At 64.9% G+C, this 19,584-nt stretch carries 19 protein-coding genes; 12 read left to right on the forward strand and 7 right to left on the reverse strand.

Annotated features, from left to right (window positions below; all coding sequences use genetic code 11):
• The first annotated feature begins 16 nt into the window (after positions 1-16).
• On the forward strand, positions 17-2,122 hold the full coding sequence (locus FJ434_RS25860) for an EAL domain-containing protein (RefSeq protein WP_140752182.1): 2,106 nt from the start codon (positions 17-19) through the stop codon (positions 2,120-2,122).
• Positions 2,123-2,218: 96 nt separating this feature from the next.
• Here the strand turns inward: FJ434_RS25860 and FJ434_RS25865 are convergent, their stop codons facing one another.
• Entirely contained in the window at positions 2,219-2,413 is a 195-nt protein-coding gene (locus tag FJ434_RS25865; protein WP_181166105.1) for a hypothetical protein, read from the reverse strand.
• A gap of 293 nt (positions 2,414-2,706) precedes the next feature.
• Here FJ434_RS25865 and FJ434_RS25870 point away from each other — a divergent pair, with 293 nt between their 5' ends.
• Together FJ434_RS25870 and FJ434_RS25875 are read left to right on the forward strand one after the other, a co-directional pair.
• The gene (locus FJ434_RS25870) at positions 2,707-3,432 is read left to right on the forward strand and encodes a 3-keto-5-aminohexanoate cleavage protein (RefSeq protein ID WP_140752186.1); all 726 of its coding nucleotides are present in this window, start codon (positions 2,707-2,709) and stop codon (positions 3,430-3,432) included.
• A 137-nt stretch (positions 3,433-3,569) separates the two neighbouring features.
• The gene (locus FJ434_RS25875) at positions 3,570-4,133 is read left to right on the forward strand and encodes a cytochrome b (RefSeq protein WP_140752188.1); all 564 of its coding nucleotides are present in this window, start codon (positions 3,570-3,572) and stop codon (positions 4,131-4,133) included.
• 6 nt (positions 4,134-4,139) lie between these two features.
• Here the strand turns inward: FJ434_RS25875 and FJ434_RS25880 are convergent, their stop codons facing one another.
• From FJ434_RS25880 to FJ434_RS25890, 3 genes are all read right to left on the reverse strand, one after another.
• Positions 4,140-5,240 carry a serine hydrolase domain-containing protein gene (locus FJ434_RS25880; protein WP_140752190.1) on the reverse strand — a complete coding sequence of 367 codons (1,101 nt, stop codon included), beginning with the start codon at positions 5,238-5,240 and terminating at the stop codon, positions 4,140-4,142.
• A 331-nt stretch (positions 5,241-5,571) separates the two neighbouring features.
• On the reverse strand, positions 5,572-7,191 hold the full coding sequence (locus FJ434_RS25885) for an ABC transporter substrate-binding protein (protein WP_140752192.1): 1,620 nt from the start codon (positions 7,189-7,191) through the stop codon (positions 5,572-5,574).
• Between the two features lie 48 nt (positions 7,192-7,239).
• Positions 7,240-8,373 (reverse strand): FAD-binding oxidoreductase, encoded by a 1,134-nt coding sequence (locus tag FJ434_RS25890; protein ID WP_140752194.1) that lies wholly within the window; start codon positions 8,371-8,373, stop codon positions 7,240-7,242.
• A gap of 142 nt (positions 8,374-8,515) precedes the next feature.
• Between FJ434_RS25890 and FJ434_RS25895 the strand changes: the two genes are divergently transcribed.
• The 3 genes from FJ434_RS25895 (at position 8,516) to FJ434_RS25905 (ending at position 10,408) form a co-directional block, all read left to right on the forward strand.
• The gene (locus FJ434_RS25895) at positions 8,516-9,133 is read left to right on the forward strand and encodes an XRE family transcriptional regulator (RefSeq protein WP_140752196.1); all 618 of its coding nucleotides are present in this window, start codon (positions 8,516-8,518) and stop codon (positions 9,131-9,133) included.
• Positions 9,134-9,255: 122 nt separating this feature from the next.
• A complete protein-coding gene (locus FJ434_RS25900; RefSeq protein ID WP_140752198.1) occupies positions 9,256-9,960 on the forward strand; it encodes an SDR family oxidoreductase in 705 nt (234 codons plus the stop codon).
• Positions 9,961-10,150: 190 nt separating this feature from the next.
• On the forward strand, positions 10,151-10,408 hold the full coding sequence (locus FJ434_RS25905; RefSeq protein WP_140752200.1) for a GIY-YIG nuclease family protein: 258 nt from the start codon (positions 10,151-10,153) through the stop codon (positions 10,406-10,408).
• A 224-nt stretch (positions 10,409-10,632) separates the two neighbouring features.
• Here the strand turns inward: FJ434_RS25905 and FJ434_RS25910 are convergent, their stop codons facing one another.
• On the reverse strand, positions 10,633-11,868 hold the full coding sequence (locus FJ434_RS25910; RefSeq protein WP_140752202.1) for a cytochrome-c peroxidase: 1,236 nt from the start codon (positions 11,866-11,868) through the stop codon (positions 10,633-10,635).
• A 231-nt stretch (positions 11,869-12,099) separates the two neighbouring features.
• Between FJ434_RS25910 and FJ434_RS25915 the strand changes: the two genes are divergently transcribed.
• Positions 12,100-13,632 (forward strand): acid phosphatase, encoded by a 1,533-nt coding sequence (locus FJ434_RS25915; RefSeq protein WP_140752204.1) that lies wholly within the window; start codon positions 12,100-12,102, stop codon positions 13,630-13,632.
• Between the two features lie 61 nt (positions 13,633-13,693).
• Here the strand turns inward: FJ434_RS25915 and FJ434_RS25920 are convergent, their stop codons facing one another.
• Positions 13,694-14,308, reverse strand: a complete 615-nt coding sequence (locus FJ434_RS25920; protein WP_140752206.1) for a DUF922 domain-containing protein — start codon at positions 14,306-14,308, stop codon at positions 13,694-13,696.
• Positions 14,309-14,366: 58 nt separating this feature from the next.
• Here FJ434_RS25920 and FJ434_RS25925 point away from each other — a divergent pair, with 58 nt between their 5' ends.
• Entirely contained in the window at positions 14,367-14,858 is a 492-nt protein-coding gene (locus FJ434_RS25925; protein ID WP_246678400.1) for a hypothetical protein, read from the forward strand.
• Positions 14,859-15,411: 553 nt separating this feature from the next.
• Positions 15,412-16,581, forward strand: coding sequence for a PLP-dependent aminotransferase family protein (locus tag FJ434_RS25935; RefSeq protein WP_181166111.1), 1,170 nt, complete (start codon positions 15,412-15,414; stop codon positions 16,579-16,581).
• Here the strand turns inward: FJ434_RS25935 and FJ434_RS25940 are convergent.
• Positions 16,571-16,843, reverse strand: coding sequence for a hypothetical protein (locus FJ434_RS25940; RefSeq protein ID WP_246678401.1), 273 nt, complete (start codon positions 16,841-16,843; stop codon positions 16,571-16,573). The genes FJ434_RS25935 and FJ434_RS25940 overlap by 11 nt on opposite strands.
• Positions 16,844-16,997: 154 nt before the next feature.
• Between FJ434_RS25940 and FJ434_RS25945 the strand changes: the two genes are divergently transcribed.
• The 3 genes from FJ434_RS25945 to FJ434_RS25955 all read left to right on the forward strand — a co-directional run bounded on the left by FJ434_RS25945 (position 16,998) and on the right by FJ434_RS25955 (position 19,566).
• Positions 16,998-17,417, forward strand: a complete 420-nt coding sequence (locus FJ434_RS25945) for a VOC family protein (protein WP_140752213.1) — start codon at positions 16,998-17,000, stop codon at positions 17,415-17,417.
• A gap of 238 nt (positions 17,418-17,655) precedes the next feature.
• On the forward strand, positions 17,656-18,615 hold the full coding sequence (locus tag FJ434_RS25950) for an AraC family transcriptional regulator (protein ID WP_140752215.1): 960 nt from the start codon (positions 17,656-17,658) through the stop codon (positions 18,613-18,615).
• A 333-nt stretch (positions 18,616-18,948) separates the two neighbouring features.
• Positions 18,949-19,566, forward strand: coding sequence for a C39 family peptidase (locus tag FJ434_RS25955; RefSeq protein ID WP_140752217.1), 618 nt, complete (start codon positions 18,949-18,951; stop codon positions 19,564-19,566).
• Positions 19,567-19,584: the final 18 nt, after the last annotated feature.

Raw genomic sequence — 19,584 nt, forward strand, 5'->3', positions numbered from 1 at the left:
GCAGGCGAAACGGACGATGGCGGGTCACGGCAAGAAAAGTCGCAACGGAGCGTTCTGGGCCAAGGCCCTGGAGAGCGCCGATCTTGGCGTCTGGGATTGGAATCTTCGCACCGGCGACTGCTTCTATTCGGCGACCTGGGCGCGGATGCTGGGGTACGAGGAGGGCGAACTCGCCAATACCAGCGACCTGTGGCTGCAACTGACCCATCCCGACGACCGGGAACGGGCGCAGGCCAGCGGCGACCGCCACATTGCCGGGCTGACCGACGCTATCGAGACCGAACTCAGGCTCAAGCACAAGCAGGGCCATTGGATATGGGTGCTCGACCGCGGCGGCATCGTCGAGCGCGACGCCGACGGCAAGCCGCTCAGGCTGATGGGCGTGCAGACCGACATCTCGAAGCAGAAGGCGGCCGAAGCCGCGCTCGAACAGGTCAATATCCGCTTTCGCCTGGCGCTCGCCGCGAGCGGCAGCGGCATCTGGCACTACGACATCGCCACCAACAAGAGCTATTGGGACGCGCGCACAAGGGAGATATTCGGCCTCGTCGCCGTGAACGATGAGGTGACGGCCGATCTCTGGCACAGCTACCTGCATCCCGACGACAAGGACGCCGCCGAACGCGCGCACAGGGTGCCGTTGGAAACCGACGGCGTCATCGCCGCGCAATACCGCATTATCAAGCGCGACGGCCAGATCCGCCATGTCGAATCGCTGCTGCGCTTCGTCGCCGCGGCGGGCGCGGCCGGCCTGGTTCTCGGCACGGTGCGCGACATCACCGAGGACAAGGTGCGCGAACAGGAACTGGCCTTCGCCGCCCGTCACGACGCATTGACCGGACTGTGGAATCGCACCGCTTTCGACAGGCTGCTCGCCGGCCAAATCGCCACCGGCGCGTCTCTGGCGGTGTTCTACATCGATCTCGACTACTTCAAGGCGCTCAACGATTTCGCCGGCCATGCCGCGGGCGATCTGGCGCTGAAGAGCGTCGCGGCGGGTATTGGCCGTTGCTTGCCGCCGTCGGCGCACGCGGCGCGGCTCGGCGGCGACGAGTTCGCGCTGATGGTGCCCGATTGCGATGCCGTGCAAGCCGAACAGCTGGCCGGCGCCATCCTGGCGGCCGTGCGCGACGCCGATCTCGGCCTTGCCGCGACGTCACGCCGGCTGGCGGCCAGCATCGGCATCGCCATCGTCCGCGACCGTGTCACCACGGTTGCCGACGCCCTGGCCTGCGCCGACGATGCCTGCTACGCGGCCAAGGCCGCCGGGCGCGATCGCTTCGCGCTGTTTTCGACCGATGCCGTCTCCGGTTCGGGCGGACTCAACGCCGCACGGCTCGCCGCCGACACGGTCGACGCCATGGACGACGGCAGGCTGAAACTGTTCGGCCAGGAGATCCACCAGCTAGGCAGGCCCTGGGAAGAGAGCCGCCATGTCGAGGTGCTGGCGCGGCTTGACGGAAAGACCGGCCGGCTGATCCCGCCCGGCGAATTCATACCGGCGGCGGAGCGCTTCGGCGTTGCCGCCCGGCTCGACCGCTGGATCATTCGCACCGCGCTGTCGCGGCACGGCGCGGCGATGAAATCCGGCGCGATCACGCTCGGCTTCAACCTGTCGGCGCAGACGCTGAGCGATCCCGGGCTGTGGGACTTCGTCGACAGCATCATCGAGGAAACCGGGGCGCCGCATTCGGGCATCGGCTTCGAGATCACCGAAACCGCCGCCGTCACCAATTTCGATGCCGCCGAAACCTTCGTGCGCAAGGCGCGCGAGCGGCGCTGCAAGGTCAGCCTCGACGATTTCGGCGCCGGCATGAGCTCGTTCGAATATCTCAGGCGCTTTCCGGTCGATGCCATCAAGATCGACGGCTCGTTCATCGAGCACGTCACGGAAAGCCGCTTCGACCGCGAGATCGTGCTGGCCATCGCCAGCATTGCCCGCAGCCTCGGTTGCGCCGTCGTGGCCGAGAAGATCGAGCGGCAGGACACAGTGGCCATGCTGGGCGATATGGGCGTCGAGTTCGGCCAGGGCTTCCTGCTGCACCGGCCCGAACCGCTGGAGCGGATCGTGGCGCGCGCGGCGCAAATGTCGGGCGGTGCATCGAGTCGCAAGGCGTCCTGACGGACAACTTGCATGTCGCCGAAAGCGGCCTGGATAACGACATTCGTGAAGACTTGATGCGCGCAGCCCGAATCCGCTCAGCGCGGCGGGTTTTGTTCAGCCGTGTCGGCGCGCCGCTGCTCGGGGAAATTCCAGCACCCCTGGTTCCGGCTTCCTGTGCTGTGCTTCCGCCACCGTCTCGATCAACAGATCGAGGGCCTCGCATGTCGAACGGCTCGTCTCGTCATCGCCGCGCAGATAGTGGTAGGCGCGTTCGAGATGAAGACGGGCGGCTGAAAAATCACTGGTCAATAGTTCCTCCATGATACCGCCCTAATGTATCTTGGCCGGCCTGGCGCAATTTGAGGTAAATATCCACAAGCGCCTTTTATTCAAATGCCGGCGGATGCCTCGCGGCTGGCGGCGGCACGTCGTGTCAGGAGTGGCGGCGCCGCGGTCTTGCGGCGCGCCTACAGCATGTTGCGGTAAATAGGATTCGCCCGACCTGCTGTAGGCTTCTGATTTTATGCATGTCGTTGTCCCGAACCGAGGACACTTCCGGGCGACATGCATTAGACTGCGCTCTTTTGTCCGAGGTGAAATCGATGATCGTCCAGGCCTGCATCAACGGCGCGCGCCCGCGCGATTTCCATCCCAGGCTGCCGCTGACGGCGCAAGCGATGGCCGGCGATGCGGCTTCCTGCGTCGCCGCGGGTGCCGCCGAACTGCACATCCATCCGCGCGGCGCCGACGGGCGCGAAAGCCTGGCGGCGGTGGATATGACGGTGCTTGCCGTGCGCCAGGCCTGTCCGGGTACATTGATCGGTGTGTCGACCGGCGCATGGATCGAGAACGATGTGGCGCGGACCCGCGCGGCGATCGCGGCCTGGCGCGAGCTGCCCGACTATGCCTCGGTCAATCTCTCGGAGCCCGACGCACCCGAGGTGATGGAACTGTTGCGTAAACAGGGCATCGGCATTGAGGCGGGGCTTGCCACGACGGATGATGCGGAGCGCTTCGTGGCGCTTGCCGATCATAGCAGGGTGCTGCGCATCCTGATCGAGATCGACATACCGGACCTGCCTACAGCCCTCGACGAGGCGCGCGGCATCGCCGCCGTGCTCGAACGCGCGGGCGTGCGGCGGCAGATCCTGCTGCACGGCGTCGACGGCACAGTCTGGCCGTTCGTGGATCTTGCCCGACAAAAGCGCTGGTCGACACGGGTCGGGCTGGAGGACGGCAATACGCTGAGCGATGGAACGGTGGCGAGGGACAATGCCGAGATCGTGGCCGCGGCCGCCGCGAACTTCCGCTCCACGAGTATGAGCTGAACCTTGTCAGGCCGCGCCGCCGGCGAACTCGGTGATGCCCGCCATTCGCGCAGCAAACCCATGTCGCCTGACGAACAGCTGAAATAAGGCCACATTCGAGGGCGAGGGGAGATGTCCAACTGTTTCGGAGCTCTCGCATGTCGCTGTCCGGCACGACAACCCGCTATGGACGCCTCGCCCAGGCATTTCATTGGCTGACGGCACTGCTGGTGCTCATTGCATTCCTGGTCTCGGCGGGTGGCCCTCCGGAGCGGGTCTATTCAGCGGCCAGGGCGCCCACGCTGCTGCTGCACGAGTCGCTCGGCTTTACCGTTTTCTGCTTGCTGGTCATTCGCCTGGTCTGGCGCCGGTTCGATCGCATTCCCGAGGCGCCGGCCATGCCTGCCTGGATGGAGGTCGCCTCGAAGGCAACGCATTGGGCGCTCTATGCGCTGCTGTTCGCGGTTCCGGCGACAGCCATGGTCGGCGCCTTGTTCGGCGGCCACCCGGTCACCGTCTATGGGTTGGGCGCGATCGGTCCGTTTTCCGGCACCTGGGGCGCGCCGCTGGTGGAGATCCACGGCACGCTCGGCGATATCATGATGTGGCTCGCTGGCCTGCACGCGGCCGCTGCCATTTTCCATCACGTCTTCCTTCGCGACCGGGTGCTGAGCCAGATGCTGCCGGGCCTGCCCGATCCATCGTCCGGGCAGGGCGGCTGAACGCGGTCAGTCGAGGATGATGCGGATCGCCTGGTCGACCACCGGGTGCAGGCCACTGGCCTGGAAGGAGAGGCGGTTGCCGGAACCGACATTGCTGGTCATGGCGATGGTGAGGTCCGTCTCGGGATCGTGCAGCATGACGGCGACATAACCCGGAATGCTGCCCTGGTGGCCGTAGAAGGCGCGGTCGGCATAGGCGCTCTGGAACATGCCCGCGCCGGCCTCGCGCATGCGGGTGCCTGGAAAGCTCGCCGGCACGCGGTGTTCGAACATCTCGGCGAAGAACGGCGGTGACAACAGCTGCCCAGAAAACAGGCCGCGCATGAAACCCACCATGTCGGATGGCGTCGATACCATGTCGCCGCAGCCATAGGCGGCGCCGAACGGGAAGGAGTCGGACGAGTCCTGCAGCTCGTCGGAATAGGGCAGCACGCCGTCCATGCGCCACATCTCGCCGCCCGAGGCGATGTCGGTGGGCGCGTTCGGCGCCGGCGGCGGCCGGTGGTAATAGCCGCGCACCATCGACTTTTCCGGAAACGCTTCGGTCGCCGGCGACCAGGTGTTCTTCAGGCCGAGCCGCTCGAGGATCGCGCTTCTGACATAGGCGCCCAGCGGCTGGCCGGTGAGGGCCTCGATCACCATGCCGGCCAGGACATAGCCGGTGTTGTTGTAGACGGCTGGCCCGCCCGGCGCCTTCTGCTTGTCGGAGGCAAAGGCGATGTCGACCAGCTGCCGCGGCGTCCACTGCCGGCCCGGGTCCATCGGAATGTAGTATTCGAACTCCGGCAGGCCGCTGCGGTGGTTGATCAACTGGCGCACTGAAATATCGCCGGCGCCCGGCAGGTCCGGGAACCAGGATGAGATCGGCGCGCCGAGATCGAGCTTGCCGGTCTCGGCGAGCTTGACCAGGGCGGCGGCGACGAAGGTCTTGGTGCAGCTGCCGATCTTGAACAGCTGGTCTGGCGTGACCGATGTGCCATGCGCGCGGTCGGCGAGGCCGGCGGTAAGGGCGGTCGGCGTTGAGTCACCCTTGGCGTAGGCCAGCGAGGCACCCACCGCGCCGTCGGCAAGGTAGCTGTTTAGGAGGGAGGTCAGGTTTTTTGGCATGATGGTCTCGCTTTCCTTTTTCCTTCTCCCCTTGTGGGGCCCGAAGGGCGGGCGAGGCCCGTGACTCGCCCAGGGCGGTGGATCGGCGCGCAGCGCCGAGACGGTTGAGGGGTGTTCCAGCGGAGTGGGGCGTTGGCGTTCCCTGGAACACCCCTCATCCGACCGAGATCGTTTCTTCTCCACAAGCGAAAGGGAGTTTCTTTCATCCTCCCGGCCCTTCGCTATGGCTCCGGGCGTTCCAGCCCTTTGAAAGGTCCACTGGACCTTTCAATTTGCCTCCGGCAAACCGGGCTCTCACCCCGCAAGGGGAGAAGGGAAGGGCAGCCCAGCCCTACTCCGCCATATCGACGGCGGCGAAATTCTGCCGGCCGAAGGGGTCGAGCACGTAATTGAGCACGCTTTTGCGGATCGGGATCGCCACCATCGAATGGGCGATCGGCGCCACCGGCACCTCGGCCTTCAGGATCGCTTGCGCCTTCCCGTAGATCGCCGCGCGCTCCTTGGGGTCGGCGGCGACGCGGCCATCGTCAAGCAGTTTCTCGAAATCCCTATCGCACCAGCGCGAGCGGTTGGAGCCGCCTTTCACGCCGTCGCAGGAGAGGAGATAGCTCAGCATGTTGTCGGGGTCGCCATTGTCGCTGCTGCCGCCGAGCAGGAAGGTGTCCTGTTCGCCCGCCGCGGTGCGCTTGAGATATTCGCCCCATTCGAAGCTGACGATCTCCGAGTGTACGCCGACCTTGGCCCAGTCCGCCTGGATCATCTCGGCCATGCGCTTGGCGTTGGGGTTATAGGGGCGCGACACCGGCATCGCCCACAGGCTGACCTTGAGGCCGCTTTCGTGGCCGGCTTCCTTCAGCAGTTTCTTCGCCCCATCGGGATCATAGTCGATGCCGGCATCGGTGACGGCGCCGAGCTGCGCCGGCGGCACGACGCTGCCGGCCACCGTGCCGGCGCCGGCGTAGACGGCATCGACGATCGCCTTGCGGTCGATGGCCTTGGCCAGTGCCGTGCGCACGCGCACGTCGCCCAGCGGCTGGTGCTCGACATTGAAGCCGAGGATGCCGATGTTCTGGCCCTTGAGATCGAGAACCGTGATGTCGGGATCGGCACGCAGGTCGGCGACCGCACTTGGCGGCGGCGGCGCGGCGACCTGGCATTCATTGGCCTTGATGCGCTCGACGCGGGTGGTCGGCTCGGGCGTGACGGCGAAGACCAGCGTGTCGATCTTCGGCGCACCGCGCCAGTAATCCTTGTTGGCGGCGTAGCGGACCTGGCTGTCGGGCACATAGGCCTGAAGCACGAAAGGCCCGGTGCCGACCGGCATGCTGTCGATCAGCTCCGGCGTGCCGGCCGCGACCATCTTTTGCGTCTGCTCCAGCGACAGGATCGAGAGATAGTCGAGCGCCAGCCCGGCCAGGAAGGTGACATTGGCTGCCGTCAGCGTGAAGCGCACCGTGTAATCGTCGACCTTGTCTATTTTGTCGATCAGTGTGCCCATGCCGAGCGCGTTGAAGTACTCGTAAGCGCCGCCGCCGAGCTTGTGATAGGGATTGTTGGCATCGCGCTGGCGGTTGAAGGTGTAGAGCACGTCATCCGCGTTGAAGTCGCGCGAGGGCGTGAAGTGCTCGTTCGACTGGAATTTCACGCCGTGCCTGAGATGGAAGGTGTAGGTCTTGCCATCCGATGAAACATTCCAGCTTTCGGCCAGCGCCGGCCCGACCTCCGTCGTGCCCGGCTTGAACTCGACCAGCCGGTTGAAGATCGTCTTGGCGGCGGCGTCCATGGTGGAATCGGCGATGCCGATCGCCGGGTTGAAGGTCTCGGGATTGGCCTCCGAGCAATAGACCAGCGTCTTGGCGTAGGCCTGCCCGCCGACGAGGACGGACGAGGCCAGAAGGGACGCGGCCAGAAGGGACGGGGCAAGCACTGTGCGCAGAACGGTGGATTTCATCGCAAACGCTCCTGATGACACTTTACGGGTTGAGGGAAGGGCTGAAATTCATGGGGTCGCCGCCGGGACAAGAAAGCGATCAGGCGCCAGCGCCCCGGCGGTGACGCCGAGCGCCGTGACATCCCCCGGGATGGACTGCCCGCGCAGCAGCGCCGCGCTCAGCCTGGCCAAGGTCAGCGAAACCTGGAAACCGTAGCCGCCCTGGCCGCCGAGCCAGAAGAAGCCGGGCAGGCGCGGGTCGAAGCCTGCGACCGGCGTGCGGTCGGGCGCGAAGGTGCGCAGGCCCGCCCATGGTGTCGACGGACGGCCTATGCGCATCGACGTCGCCTGTTCGATACGGTCGACGGCGATGGCGACGTCGAGGTCTTCCGGCCAGGCGTCGCAAGGTTCGGAATCCGTCTCGTCGGCGAGGGAACCGATCAGCCTGCCGGCATCGGGCTTGAAGTAGAACTGCTCGTGCAAGTCGACCACCAGCGGCCAGCCGGCGATATCCATCCCGGCGGGCGGATCGAACAGGAAGGCGGTGCGCCGTTTGGGCTGGAAGCCGAGGCCCGGCAGCCCCGCCATCCCGGCGACAACATCGACCCAGGCGCCGGCGGCGTTGACCACGATGTCGGCCGAGTAGACGCCGGCGCTCGTTTCAACCCGAAAAGCGCGGCCGTCGCGTGATATGGCGCGGACCTCCTCGCCGGTGCGGATGATGCCGCCGCGGGCCTTGAGCGACGAGGCGCTGGACCCCAGCATCTTGCCGGTGTCGACATCCACCGCGTCCGGCTCATAGACGCCGCCGCAGGTGGTTTCTCTGGCAATGACCGGAACCAGCCCGTGGAGCTCGGCCGCCGACAGACGGCGTACGCTCGGCACCAGCGCCTGCAATTCATGAGCCAGCTTGTCGATGGCGGCATCGTCGCCGACCCAGCCGACGTGCAGCGCGCCACGCCGATGGGCGACGAAACCGCCCTCGACAATCGCCTGCCGGCTGGCCAGCGTCAGCCCGCGCACCAGGCGGTTGCCATAGGTCTCGGTGAACAGAGCGGCGGAGCGGCCGCTGGCGTGGTAGCCGAGATGCGGTTCGCGCTCGATGACGGTGACATCGGCCCAGTCCGCCACCTCGGCGGCAAGGGAGAGACCGGCGATGCCGCCGCCGATGACGATGATCTTGCTGGGAGAATCCGACTGCATCCATCAGTCGTAAAAATAATTTCGTATCCAGTCAATATTTAGCGTATAAGAAAATTATTGATGTTGTTGATGGCCCGCTCGAGTTCGACTACCTAGGGTGAACCCTGCGGTAGTGACGTGCCGCCGCTTCATGGAGCTGACAATGTCGGAGCAACCGAATCTCGGTGATTGTCTGCGTGCCCTGAGAAAAAGACATGGCTGGACCTTGCAGGAGGTCAGCTCTCTCACCGGCGTCGCGGTGTCGACGCTGTCCAAGGTCGAGAACGACCAGATGTCGCTGAGCTACGACAAGCTTTTACAGATCTGCGGAGGGCTCGGCATCCATGTGACGGAGCTGCTCAGCGGCGACCGCAAGCAGCCGGCGGCGCGCACCCGCCGTTCGGTGACCTCGCAGTCCAACACACTGCGCCAACTGACCCGCAACTACGACTACCGGTATCTCGCCACCGATCTCGTGCGCAAGCGCATGGTGCCGATCCACGCCTATGCACGCGCCCGCACGCCGGAAGAGTTCGGTCCGCTGACCCGGCATGCCGGCGAGGAGTTCCTGATCGTGCTCAAGGGCGAGATCGAATTGCACACCGACCAATACGCGCCGGTGCGGCTGAAAGCGGGCGAGAGCGTCTACATCGATTCCACCATGGGCCATGCCTATCTCTCGGTGGGCGAGGGCGACGCCGAGATGCTGTGCGTCTGCTCCGGCGACGAGCCCGACATGGAAGGCACGCTGCTGAGCGAGCTGGAGACGGTGGAAGGATAGGGCGCGGCTCACCGCGCAAGTTTTCTGCAGCTCGATTCAGGCTTTCTCGTTCGAACCGCGCGGCGAAACCGGCTATAGGACCGCTGAAACCGTAGCTCTCGCCAATCTGAAAAGGAAATCCGATGAGTGTAGAAAAGACAGCTGTCATCGTGGCCGGTGGTAGCGGCATGGGCGCGGCGGCGGCAAAGCGCCTGGCGGCGGATGGGTTCAAGGTGGCGATCCTGTCTTCGTCCGGCAAGGGCGAGGCGCTGGCCAAGGAGCTTGGCGGGCTCGGCGTCACCGGCTCCAACCAGTCGAACGACGACCTGCAGCGTCTCGCCGACCTGACGTTGGAGCGCTATGGCCGCATCGACGTGCTGGTCAACAGCGGCGGCCATGGGCCGCGCGCGCCGATCCTGGAGATCACGGACGAGCAGTGGCACACCGGCATGGATGTCTACCTGATGAATGTCGTCCGGCCGGTGCGCATCATGGCGCCGCAGATGGTCAAGCAGAAGGGCGGCGCCATCATCAACATCTCGACGGCCTGGGTGGCGGAGCCGAACGCGATGTTCCCGACCTCGGCCGTGTTCCGCGCCGGCCTTGCCGCCTACACCAAGATTTTCGCCAACACCTACGCGGCCGACAATGTGCGCATGAACAATGTGCTGCCCGGCTGGATCGACAGCCTGCCCGCCACCGAAGAGCGCCGCGACAACGTGCCGATGCAACGCTACGGGACATCAGAGGAGATCGCCGCGACGATCGCGTTTTTGGCGTCGGACGGGGCGGGTTACATCACCGGGCAGAATATCCGGGTGGATGGGGGCGTCATCCGGGCGCTGTGAGAGGCGGCTGGCTTCAGTCCGATACCTCTCGGATTAGCCTAGCCGAAGCCCTCCCTCGCTTCGTCATCCTAGGGCGTAGCAAGGAGCGAAGCGACGCGGCGCAGACCCTAGGATCCATGCCGCGACGGGGGCCGAAAAAATACGGCGAACGAGGATAGCCCCCGGATGGGTTGGCGGTTACCGTCAACGCATGACCGGCTATGTTTACATGACCGCGAGCCAGAAGGGCGGCACCACCTACATCGGTGTCACCAACGATCTCGGTCGCCGCATGCCGGAGCACAAATCCGGCGAAGGTTCGCGCTTCACCAGGCGCTACGGTGTGCAGCGGTTGGTCTGGTACGAGGAATATTTCGACATTCGTGACGCCATTCAACGCGAGAAATCGCTGAAGCGCTGGTCGCGACAATGGAAGATCGAACTAATCGAGAAGACCAATCCGGAATGATTCGAGCTGTTTCGCGGAACAGGTTGGTAGCGGTTTGATGGCGTTTCGTCGGAGTTTGGAGCCAGGTTCGGCACCGTTTTTATCCGTCGCAAGCGTTGCGGCATGGATCCTAGGGTCTGCGCCGCGTCGCTTCGCTCCTTGCTCCGCCCTAGGATGACGAAGCGAGGGAGGGATTCGGCTAGTCGCCAGTCAGCCAGCGACCCACTATGGCGGGGCTTCCCAGTTCACCGCGACCGCTTCGCCGTCTGATCCGCGTCCGTCAGCGTCTGCAAGAACGCGACGATGTCGTCGATCTCGGCATCGTTGAGCGCCGGCTTGTCGCCGGGTTTCTTGCCGTTGAAGGGTAGATCCCGGTTGAGATTTCCCCAGTAAACCTTTGGCAAATCGTCATATTGCCTCACCATGCCGTCTGCATTCCTGGGATACCAGTGGCCGGGGTCGGTGTCGCGGCTGGCGTAGAAGGCGACGGCGTCGCGCAGCGTGTGGAAGTAGCCGTTGTGGAAGAAACTCTTGCGCAGCGCGACATTGCGCAGCGTCGGTGTCTTGAACAGGCCGCAATAGCCGGTGCGGCCGTGAAAATCGGTGCGCAGCGGGCCGCACAGGCCGAGATCGGCATAGGCGGGGTCGGCGTTGGCCGGGATGGCCGGATTGCGCGGCACGGCGATAGCGATCAGGCCGAAGTCGGTGAACTGCGGCGGCTCGCCGTCATTGGCGGGTTCGCTGAGGTGGCAGGAGGCGCAATTGCCTTTCGCCTCGTCCTCGAACAGGGCGCGGCCGCGCCGTTCCTGCGCCGACAATGTCGCCTTGCCGGCGAGGAAGGCGTCGTAGCGGCTGGAATAAGGATAAAAATCGGCGGCGCTCTGCTCGAACGTGCCGAGCGCCTCGGCGGCGGCGTCGAAGGCGTCGCCCGGGCGGTCGAAGACATCGTTGCCGAAGGTTGCCTTGAACTCGTCGGCATAGGCCGATTTACGCAGGGCGGCGGTGACAGCCCCCGCATCCTTGTTGGCCATCTCGAAGGGCGAGAGCAGGGGGATTGTCGCCTGATCCTTGCCGTGGTCGGCGCGGCCGTCCCAGGTCAGGCCGCCGGTCGGACCGTTGTCGACGCTCTCGTCGCCTTCGTCGTCGGAATCGTAAAAATGCTCGGTGAAGGCGGGAGCGGCCTGGAGATAGCGCAGCGAGGGCACCGCGCGCACACCGGGCTGGTCGAGGTTCGGGCCGCCCATCTCGACCGGCGTGGCCGAGGCCGGTCCGAAAGCACGGCGCGGATCATGGCAGGACGAGCAGGCCTGCCTGCCCGAGGCCGACAGCGCCGGGTCGAAGAACATTTTTCGCCCCAAGGCGGTCAGCGCCTCGGCGCGCGCGAAAGCTTGCGCCCGCGATAGCGGACCGGGATGGACGCCATCCGCCGTATTCGCGGGCGCGGCAAAGCCAAAGGTCGAGATCGCGGCAATCGCGATCATCAGGCTTTTCCATCGTCTCGTCGTCCTTTTCATCGTCCCGTCGTCATGGGGAATGGTCCGCTTTGGCCCGGAAATAGGAATGGAGTGCAACGGATTGATGACCGGCTCCAGTGCTCACGAAACCGTGTTCGCCGCGGCGGCGGATGTCACAAAGGTGACAAGGCATCCACGTTAGCTGCCCCTATGGTTCCCGCGCCCCTCCAGCCACAGTCAAGCCACGAGGTCTTCCCAATGACGAGGCTCAAACTCCTCACTTCCTTCTGCCTGGCCGGCTCGGCCCTGCTTCCCCTCGCGGCCAATGCCGCCCCTCCCGGCTTCGACAAGATCGACACTGTCGTCGTCATCTATGCCGAGAACCGCAGCTTCGATAATCTCTATGGCGGCTTCCCCGGCGCCAACGGGCTGGCCAATGTCTCGGCCGATCAGGCGCGCCAGCTCGACCGCGACGGCAAGCCGTTCACCGAGCTGCCGCCGGCCTGGGGCGGGCTGACCGGAAAGGGCGTCACGCCCGTGGTGACGGAGGCTGAGACCGCGCACCTCGCCAACGCTGCCTTCGCCATTGACGATCCCAAGGGCTTCAACGAAGGCACCAACGTCATCACCCATGATCTGTGGCACCGCTTCTACCAGGAGCAGATGCAGATCGACGGCGGCAAGAACGACAAATTCGTCGCCTGGGCCGATTCCGGCGGCCTGGTCATGGGGCACTATGATGGCTCCATCCTGCCGATGTGGCAGGTCGCGAAGAAGTATGTGCTGGCCGACAATTTCTTCCAGGGCGCCTTCGGCGGCTCCTTCCTCAACCATTTCCAGCTCGCCTGCGCCTGTACACCGGTCTACCCCCACGCCGACACCAGCCCGATCAAGGGCCAGATCGCCGTGGTCGAGGCCGATGGCACAACCTTGAAGGTCGCTGACAATTCGCCGGCCTCGGCACTCGGCGGCGTACCGAAATTCGTCAATGACGGCGCCATCACGCCCGACTTCCATGCCGTCAACACCATGCAGCCGCCCTATCAACCGAGCGCCAACAAGCCGGCCGAGGGCGGCGACAAGGCGCTGGCCGACCCGGCCGCGCCCACCACGCTGCCGCCGCAGCACGACATCACCATCGGCGATCTGCTGTCGCTGAAGGGGGTGAGCTGGGCCTGGTATGCCGGCGCCTGGCAGGCAACGCTGGACGGCAAGAACGCGACGCCGGTGCCGAACTTCCAGTTCCACCACCAGCCGTTCAACTATTTTGCCGCCTACGCGCCCGGCACCCCCGCGCGCACCGAGCATCTGAGGGACGGCGGCCTGAATGGCGCCGAGTTCATCAAGGCGATCGACGACGGCAAGCTGCCGGCGGTGAGTTTCTACAAGCCGCAGGGCAATCTCAACGAACATGGCGGCTATGCCGACGTGGCCAGCGGCGACCAGCATCTGGCCGACCTCATTTCGCATCTGGAGAAGAGCCCGCAATGGGGCCACATGCTGGTGGTCGTCACCTATGACGAGAATGGCGGCTTCTGGGATCATGTCGCGCCGCCCAAGGCCGACCGCTGGGGCCCGGGCAACCGCATCCCGGCCTTCATCGTCTCGCCCTATGCCAGGATGGGCACGGTCGACCACACGCAATACGACACGACATCGATCCTGCGCTTCATCACCGCGCGCTACGACCTGCCGGTACTGACCGGCATCGTTGCCCGCGACAAGGCGCTGGCCGCCAATGGCGAGCCGCCGATGGGGGATCTGAGCGCGGCGCTGGACCTCAGCCGGTAGGCCGAGCGAACCACGGATATGCCGCCGCGCCGCAGGGCGCGATGGCCTTCTCAGCCGCCATTCACAAGCGCAAAATGAGCTTCTGCAGATTGCCGCCCTGGCCGAGTTCGACCCGGTCGAAATCGCGGCTTGCCTGGCGCTGCGCCTGCGAGAGTGCGGACAGGCGCTTGGTCATCTCGACCCGGATCTTGCTGCATTTTGGGTCGTCGGGAACGGTCAGGCCCACTGTCGCCGCCTCGATCTTGCGCGCCATGTCGACAATGCTCGCGCCGTGCACCTTTTCGTGGGCGCTGACGCCGGCGAGGAAAACCTCCCAGTTCTTCTGGATGGCGGAGGGCAGCGGCGATGAGGGGCTGGGCAAGGTGTAGGTGATGATGAGCTTGGGCTTGGCCGAAACCAGCACGCAGGCTCCGGCATGCGCCTGATAATCCCTGGTCCAGGTCAGCTTGAAATTGGTGTGGGCGATGGCGCGGGCAATGCCGGCATTCGGCCCGTTCTCGCCGATCGACCGGTAGAGCTCCAGCCCGGACTGGCCTGAAATGGCGTAGGTCTCGACCTTCTCGACCGGCTTCCATTCGGCCTGCGCGGCGAGCGGCGAGGCCACCAGGGCGGCTGTCACAAGACACAGGCGAATACAAGCTCTCAACACCAAGGCGCCCCGCACATGCAATGCCATTCAACGCCTTTTCCTATATGCTGCCGGCGGGTGCTGCAAATGCCCGAAGGGGGAAGTCATGAAAAGATATGTCGTTGCCGCCGGAGCCTTGGCGGCATTGCTTGGCGCGCAGCCGGCCTTTGCCGCGTCCTGCGGCTGGAGCGCGAAGATGGAAGAAGACGAGGGCGGCAGCGTGCTGACGGCTTCCGTCTGCGGCGGGCCGAAAGGCGACGCGCATCTGACGCTGACCTGCTTCGACAATCCGGTTCTGAGCTACGACCTGGGTGCCAGCGGCCAGCAACTGGAACCGGGCATCAGCGGTTCGTTCGACTTCAAGGCCGATGGCAAGACGGTGACGAAGACGCTGCAACTGGAGGCCATGTACAATGATTTCGTGGTCGATCTCGCCAAGGCCGATCCGCTGCTCGACCTGCTGCGCTCGAAGGGGGACGTGTCGGTCAGCGCGGCCAAATATGGCGCTATCAACTTTCCGCTGAAGGGATCAAGCGCGGCCATCGGCAAGGTGCTGGCGCAGTGCGGCAAGGCCAAGCCTGCGGGGGAAGGGGATTGATTGGTGATACTGTGCGGCAGCGGTGGCGGCTATAGTTGCTAGCCCATTGTCACATCCAATTTCGCGAGCGGTGACGCCCCTTCCTTCTCCCCTTGTGGGAGCAGGTGGATCGGCGCGTAGCGCCGAGACGGATGAGGGGTGCCGAAAGAAATAATCCGTTGATAATTCGGTGTAATGTGGTGTCGCGAGAAGCATGTTGCCAAGCTGGAACACCCCTCATCCGACCTCGCTTCGCGAGGCCACCTTCCCCCACAAGGGGGAAGGGGGAGCTGAACCTTGCCGCCGGGGACGGCCGTATCTCATCCGCTATGGCCAACATCCAATTATGAAGGCTTGGGCTTCACCGCCAGCTACAAGAAGAGCCTTTAGCGGACGCCAGCACGCTGTCGCCGGTTCCGGCTTGGCGGCGACTGGCGTATAGCGGAAGCCTTTCAGGCACTATTCAAATCGCCCGGCAAACCGGATATAGGTCAGTCAGGTTGACCTATATAAGAAAACGTCGGGGAGGCATGTCTTGACCCTTTTGAACCTGTTGGCTTCGCGCTCGTCGCGTATGAAGGCGTCGGAAATCCGCGAGCTGCTGAAGCTGCTCGACCAGCCCGACATCATTTCGTTCGCCGGCGGCATTCCCGATCCGTCGCTGTTTCCGTCCGACGCCATCCGCGATGCCTACGGCGATGTGCTGGGCGGCGCGGAAGCCGGGGCGGCCCTGCAGTACCAGGTTTCGGAAGGCTATCTGCCGCTGCGGCGCTGGCTTGCCGGGCAGATGGGCAAGCTCGGCATTGTCTGCGACGAGGCCAACATCTTCATCACCTCCGGCTCGCAACAGGCGCTGGATTATCTCGGCAAGCTGTTCCTGTCGCCGGGCGATACCGCGCTGGTGACATGGCCGACCTATCTCGGCGCGCTGCAGGCCTTCAACGCCTACGAGCCGCGCTACGACCGGCTGCGGCCCGAAGGCGGCAACATGACGCCGGCGGCCTACCACACCGCTGCCGCCGCCAATGGCGGGCGGGTGAAATTCGCCTATCTGGTGCCCGACTTCGCCAACCCGACCGGCGCCACGCTGGACCGAAAGCAGCGCGAGGCCGTGCTCGACCTTGCCGGCGAGCTCGACATCGCCGTCATCGAGGACGCCGCCTATCGGGCGCTGCGCTATGACGGCGAGGGTGTGCCGCCGATCCTGGCGCTTGACTGCGCGCGCTCCGGCGGCATCGACAAGGCGCGCACGCTCTATTGCGGCTCGTTTTCGAAAATCCTGTCGCCGGGCATGCGCGTCGGCTGGGTCTGCGCGCCGCGCCACGTGGTCGAAAAACTGGTGCTGATGAAGCAGGCTTCGGACCTGCACAGCCCGTCGGTCAACCAGATGGTGATGCACCGCGCCGCCGAATCCGTGTTCGACAGCCAGGTGGAAAAACTCATCGGCGCCTATCGCGAGCGCCGCGACGGCCTGCTTGGCGCGCTGGAAGCCAACATGCCGGAGGGCGTGAGCTGGAGCCGCCCGGAAGGCGGCATGTTCGTCTGGGTGACGCTGCCGGAAGGCACCGATGCCACGGAACTCCTGGCGCGGTCGGTGAAGGAGGCACGCGTCGCCTTCGTGCCCGGCAATGCCTTCTACGCCGACGGCACCGGCCGCAACACGCTGCGGCTGTCGTTCACGCTGGCCGACCGTCGCGCGGTGAGCGAGGGCATTCCACGGCTGGCGGCGCTGCTCAAGGGTTAGCCAAGCTTACGACCGGCACGTTCACCAGTTGCTTGAGCTTCGCGAGCCTGGCGCGGGCGAGCTTGCGGATCGGCTTTTGGAAACCCTCTTCGCCGGTTTCGACGACGAAGACCAAGGTCTTGAAGTCCAGCATGAACTCGTCGATGGCCCGCGCCGTCTTTTCGGACCTGTCCTTGAACCGGCACAGCAACGCGTTCGCTTCCTCGATGCCGTCGGCGCCTGCGCTGTCGACCAGGGCTTCAAGCCTCTGAAAACAATCCAATCGCAATCCTCCCGCCGCGCCACCAAACTTCCGGTCAGCCGAAAAGTTCCGTCGGGCCCAAAAAATTGTCGCTGGTTGTCAGCAGATGCAGGCGCCCCGCGTTGACGCCTTGCCGCCCGCGCCTAAATTCGAGGCCTTGCGAGGAGGAGCTTTCATGGAACTGCATCGCGGCCGGCTCATCGACCACCTGCAGCTCGTGGTCCGGGATATCCCCGCCAGCCGGCGTTTCTACGAGGCGCTCTTCCAGGTGCTCGGTATCCCGATCGGCGGCACCGGCGAGGATTATTTCTGGGCCGACGAATTGTTCATCTCCAGCGTCGGCAGCCGGGCCGCACAGGGAAAGCTGACCGGCCGCCATCATCTGGCCTTCCAGGCCAGGGACCACGCCATGGTCGATGCCTTCCACAAGGCCGGGCTGGCGGCTGGCGGCACGGACAATGGCGCGCCCGGCGAGCGGCCCTATCATCCCGGCTATTATGCCGCCTTCCTGCTCGACCCGGACGGCAACAACATCGAGGCCGTCCACCACGGCCCGGCCAACCGGAGTGCCGCTTCCGTGAAGATCACGTTCTAGCAATACCCGGCCGGCCGGGCGACCGCGATGCGCGCGTCGGATGGTGATTCTCATGCCGCTGCATGTTCCGCGCATTTGAAAAAACGCGGGGCCGGCGAATCGGATCGGATCCTTGATCTGGGCGGCACTGAAATTGTCCCGCAGGGCATTGATAGCGTCGCCTCTGGACAAGAGGCAAATCGGTCCCATACGGTGCGGCTTCAGGGAGGACGCGTGCGCGGGAAAGGCCGGTTGGTCGTTGAAAAAGAATGTCTTCTCGTCGGTCGACCTGCCGCCGCATCTCGACGACCGCGCGCGCTTCGCGCTCTGGCAGGACATCCATGTCGCGGAGATATGGTCGGTCGAATACGCCATCTCCGGCAACGTGCCGTTCCAGGCGGATATCGAAGCCACCGCCATCGGGCCGCTGGTGCTGGGGCGGATGGCAGGGACGATCAGGCATGCCAGCCGCAAGACGCGCAACATCGCCGATGACGGCCGCGACGGCTACCTGCTGCTGGTCAACGACGGCGACACCAAGCTGAGCGGCGTGCAGACCGGCCGCGACTACAGCATCGGCAGGGGCGAAGGCGCGCTGGTCTCGGCTTCGGAAGCGCTGGAAATGACCGGCGGCGACCGAAATGTCTGGACCAATGTCGTGGTGCCCCGCGAAATCCTGGAAAATGCCTTCCCCCATCTCGAGGATCGCCTGGCGCTGACCATCGGCGCCGACAATGAAGCGCTCGATATGCTCAAGCGCTATTGCGGCTTCCTGGAAGCGGGACCGGCATTGCTCTCGCCCGAGCTTGTCGCCCACGCCACCGAGACGATCGTCGACCTGGTCGGGCTGGCGACCGGCGCCAAGGGCGAGATCGCCGAGCTGGCGGGCGTGCGCGGCCTGCGCGCGGCAAGGCTGCAGGCCATCCTGCAGAAGATGCGGGACAACTTCGCAGATCCCGCCATCTCGGCTCAGCACATCGCCCAGCATTTGCGGCTTTCCGCGCGCTATGTCCATGATCTCTTGCAGGAAACAGGCTCCAGTTTCGCCGAGCACATTCTCGAACTGCGCCTGCAGAGAGCCCATCGCATGCTGCGCGACCGGCGCAACGACAGCATGCGGGTCAGCGAGATCGCGCTGTTGAGCGGTTTTTCCGACGTCTCCTATTTCAATCGCTGTTTCCGTCGCCGCTTCGGCTCGACGCCGAGTGGCGCCAGGTAGAGCGATTCATCGTTTCCTTGAATCGCAAGCGGGCTTTTCCCGCGCCGGCACGTTCGCAAGCAGCTCGAGATGGCGAAGACTGGTTCCGATCAGCTTTGCCGATCGCTGCCCTGCGTTGCCAATTCGGTGGCTCCGGTGCTAACCGGACACGGCGCCCAGGCTCGATATCTACGCCAATGGCGGCGACATACAGATGACCTACACCGCCGAACCCGATGAAAAATCGAAATACGCCTGGCTGGTGTTCGGCTGGACGAAGGTTGAGTAGACGCCGCGCGACGCACCGGGAAATTCGGGGTGTCCGAGCGGCTTTCACCTGCCCGAGGAGTCCACATGAGTCCATTGCCTGAAGCCGTGCCGTTTTTCAGTCAGTGGGAGACGCCCGACATGACGCTGGCGGTGCTCGCCGATGGCGCCGAAGCCGCGTTGCGGCAGGATCCGCTGTGGCAGGGATCGGGTGCCGCCACGCTCGACGAATACGCGGTCTGGGCCGCCAATGTCTGTGGCATGGCTTGCCTCAAGATGATCCTGGCGACGCGCGGCCAGATCGTGCCGACGATCGAGCTGGCAAGGCGGTGCACCGGATATGGCGGCTATGTCGTCAATGAAGGCTCGATCAAGGGCCTGATCTACGCGCCCTTCGTCACTTTCGTGAAGCAGGAATTCGGCCTCGAGGCCGAGGTGATGACCGATGTCGCGGCAGCGGACGTCCCAGGGATCCTCGCCCGGTCGCGCTTCTTCATCGCTTCGGTCAGCAGTTCGATCCGCTGGCCGGAGCGCGAGCCGCCGTCGAAGGGCGGTCATCTGGTGCTGGTCACGGCGGCGTCGGACGATGGTTTTCGCTTCCACAACCCATCCGGCCATACCAGCGCCACACAGGCGGACGCAGTGTTGGCGCCCGCCGATTTCGATCGTTTCTTCGCCAATCGCGGCATTGCCGTCAGCATTTGATTTTTGACAGTTGAGGGA

The sequence above is a fragment of the Mesorhizobium sp. B2-5-13 genome (assembly GCF_006440535.1).
GTDB classification, from domain to species: domain Bacteria; phylum Pseudomonadota; class Alphaproteobacteria; order Rhizobiales; family Rhizobiaceae; genus Mesorhizobium; species Mesorhizobium salmacidum.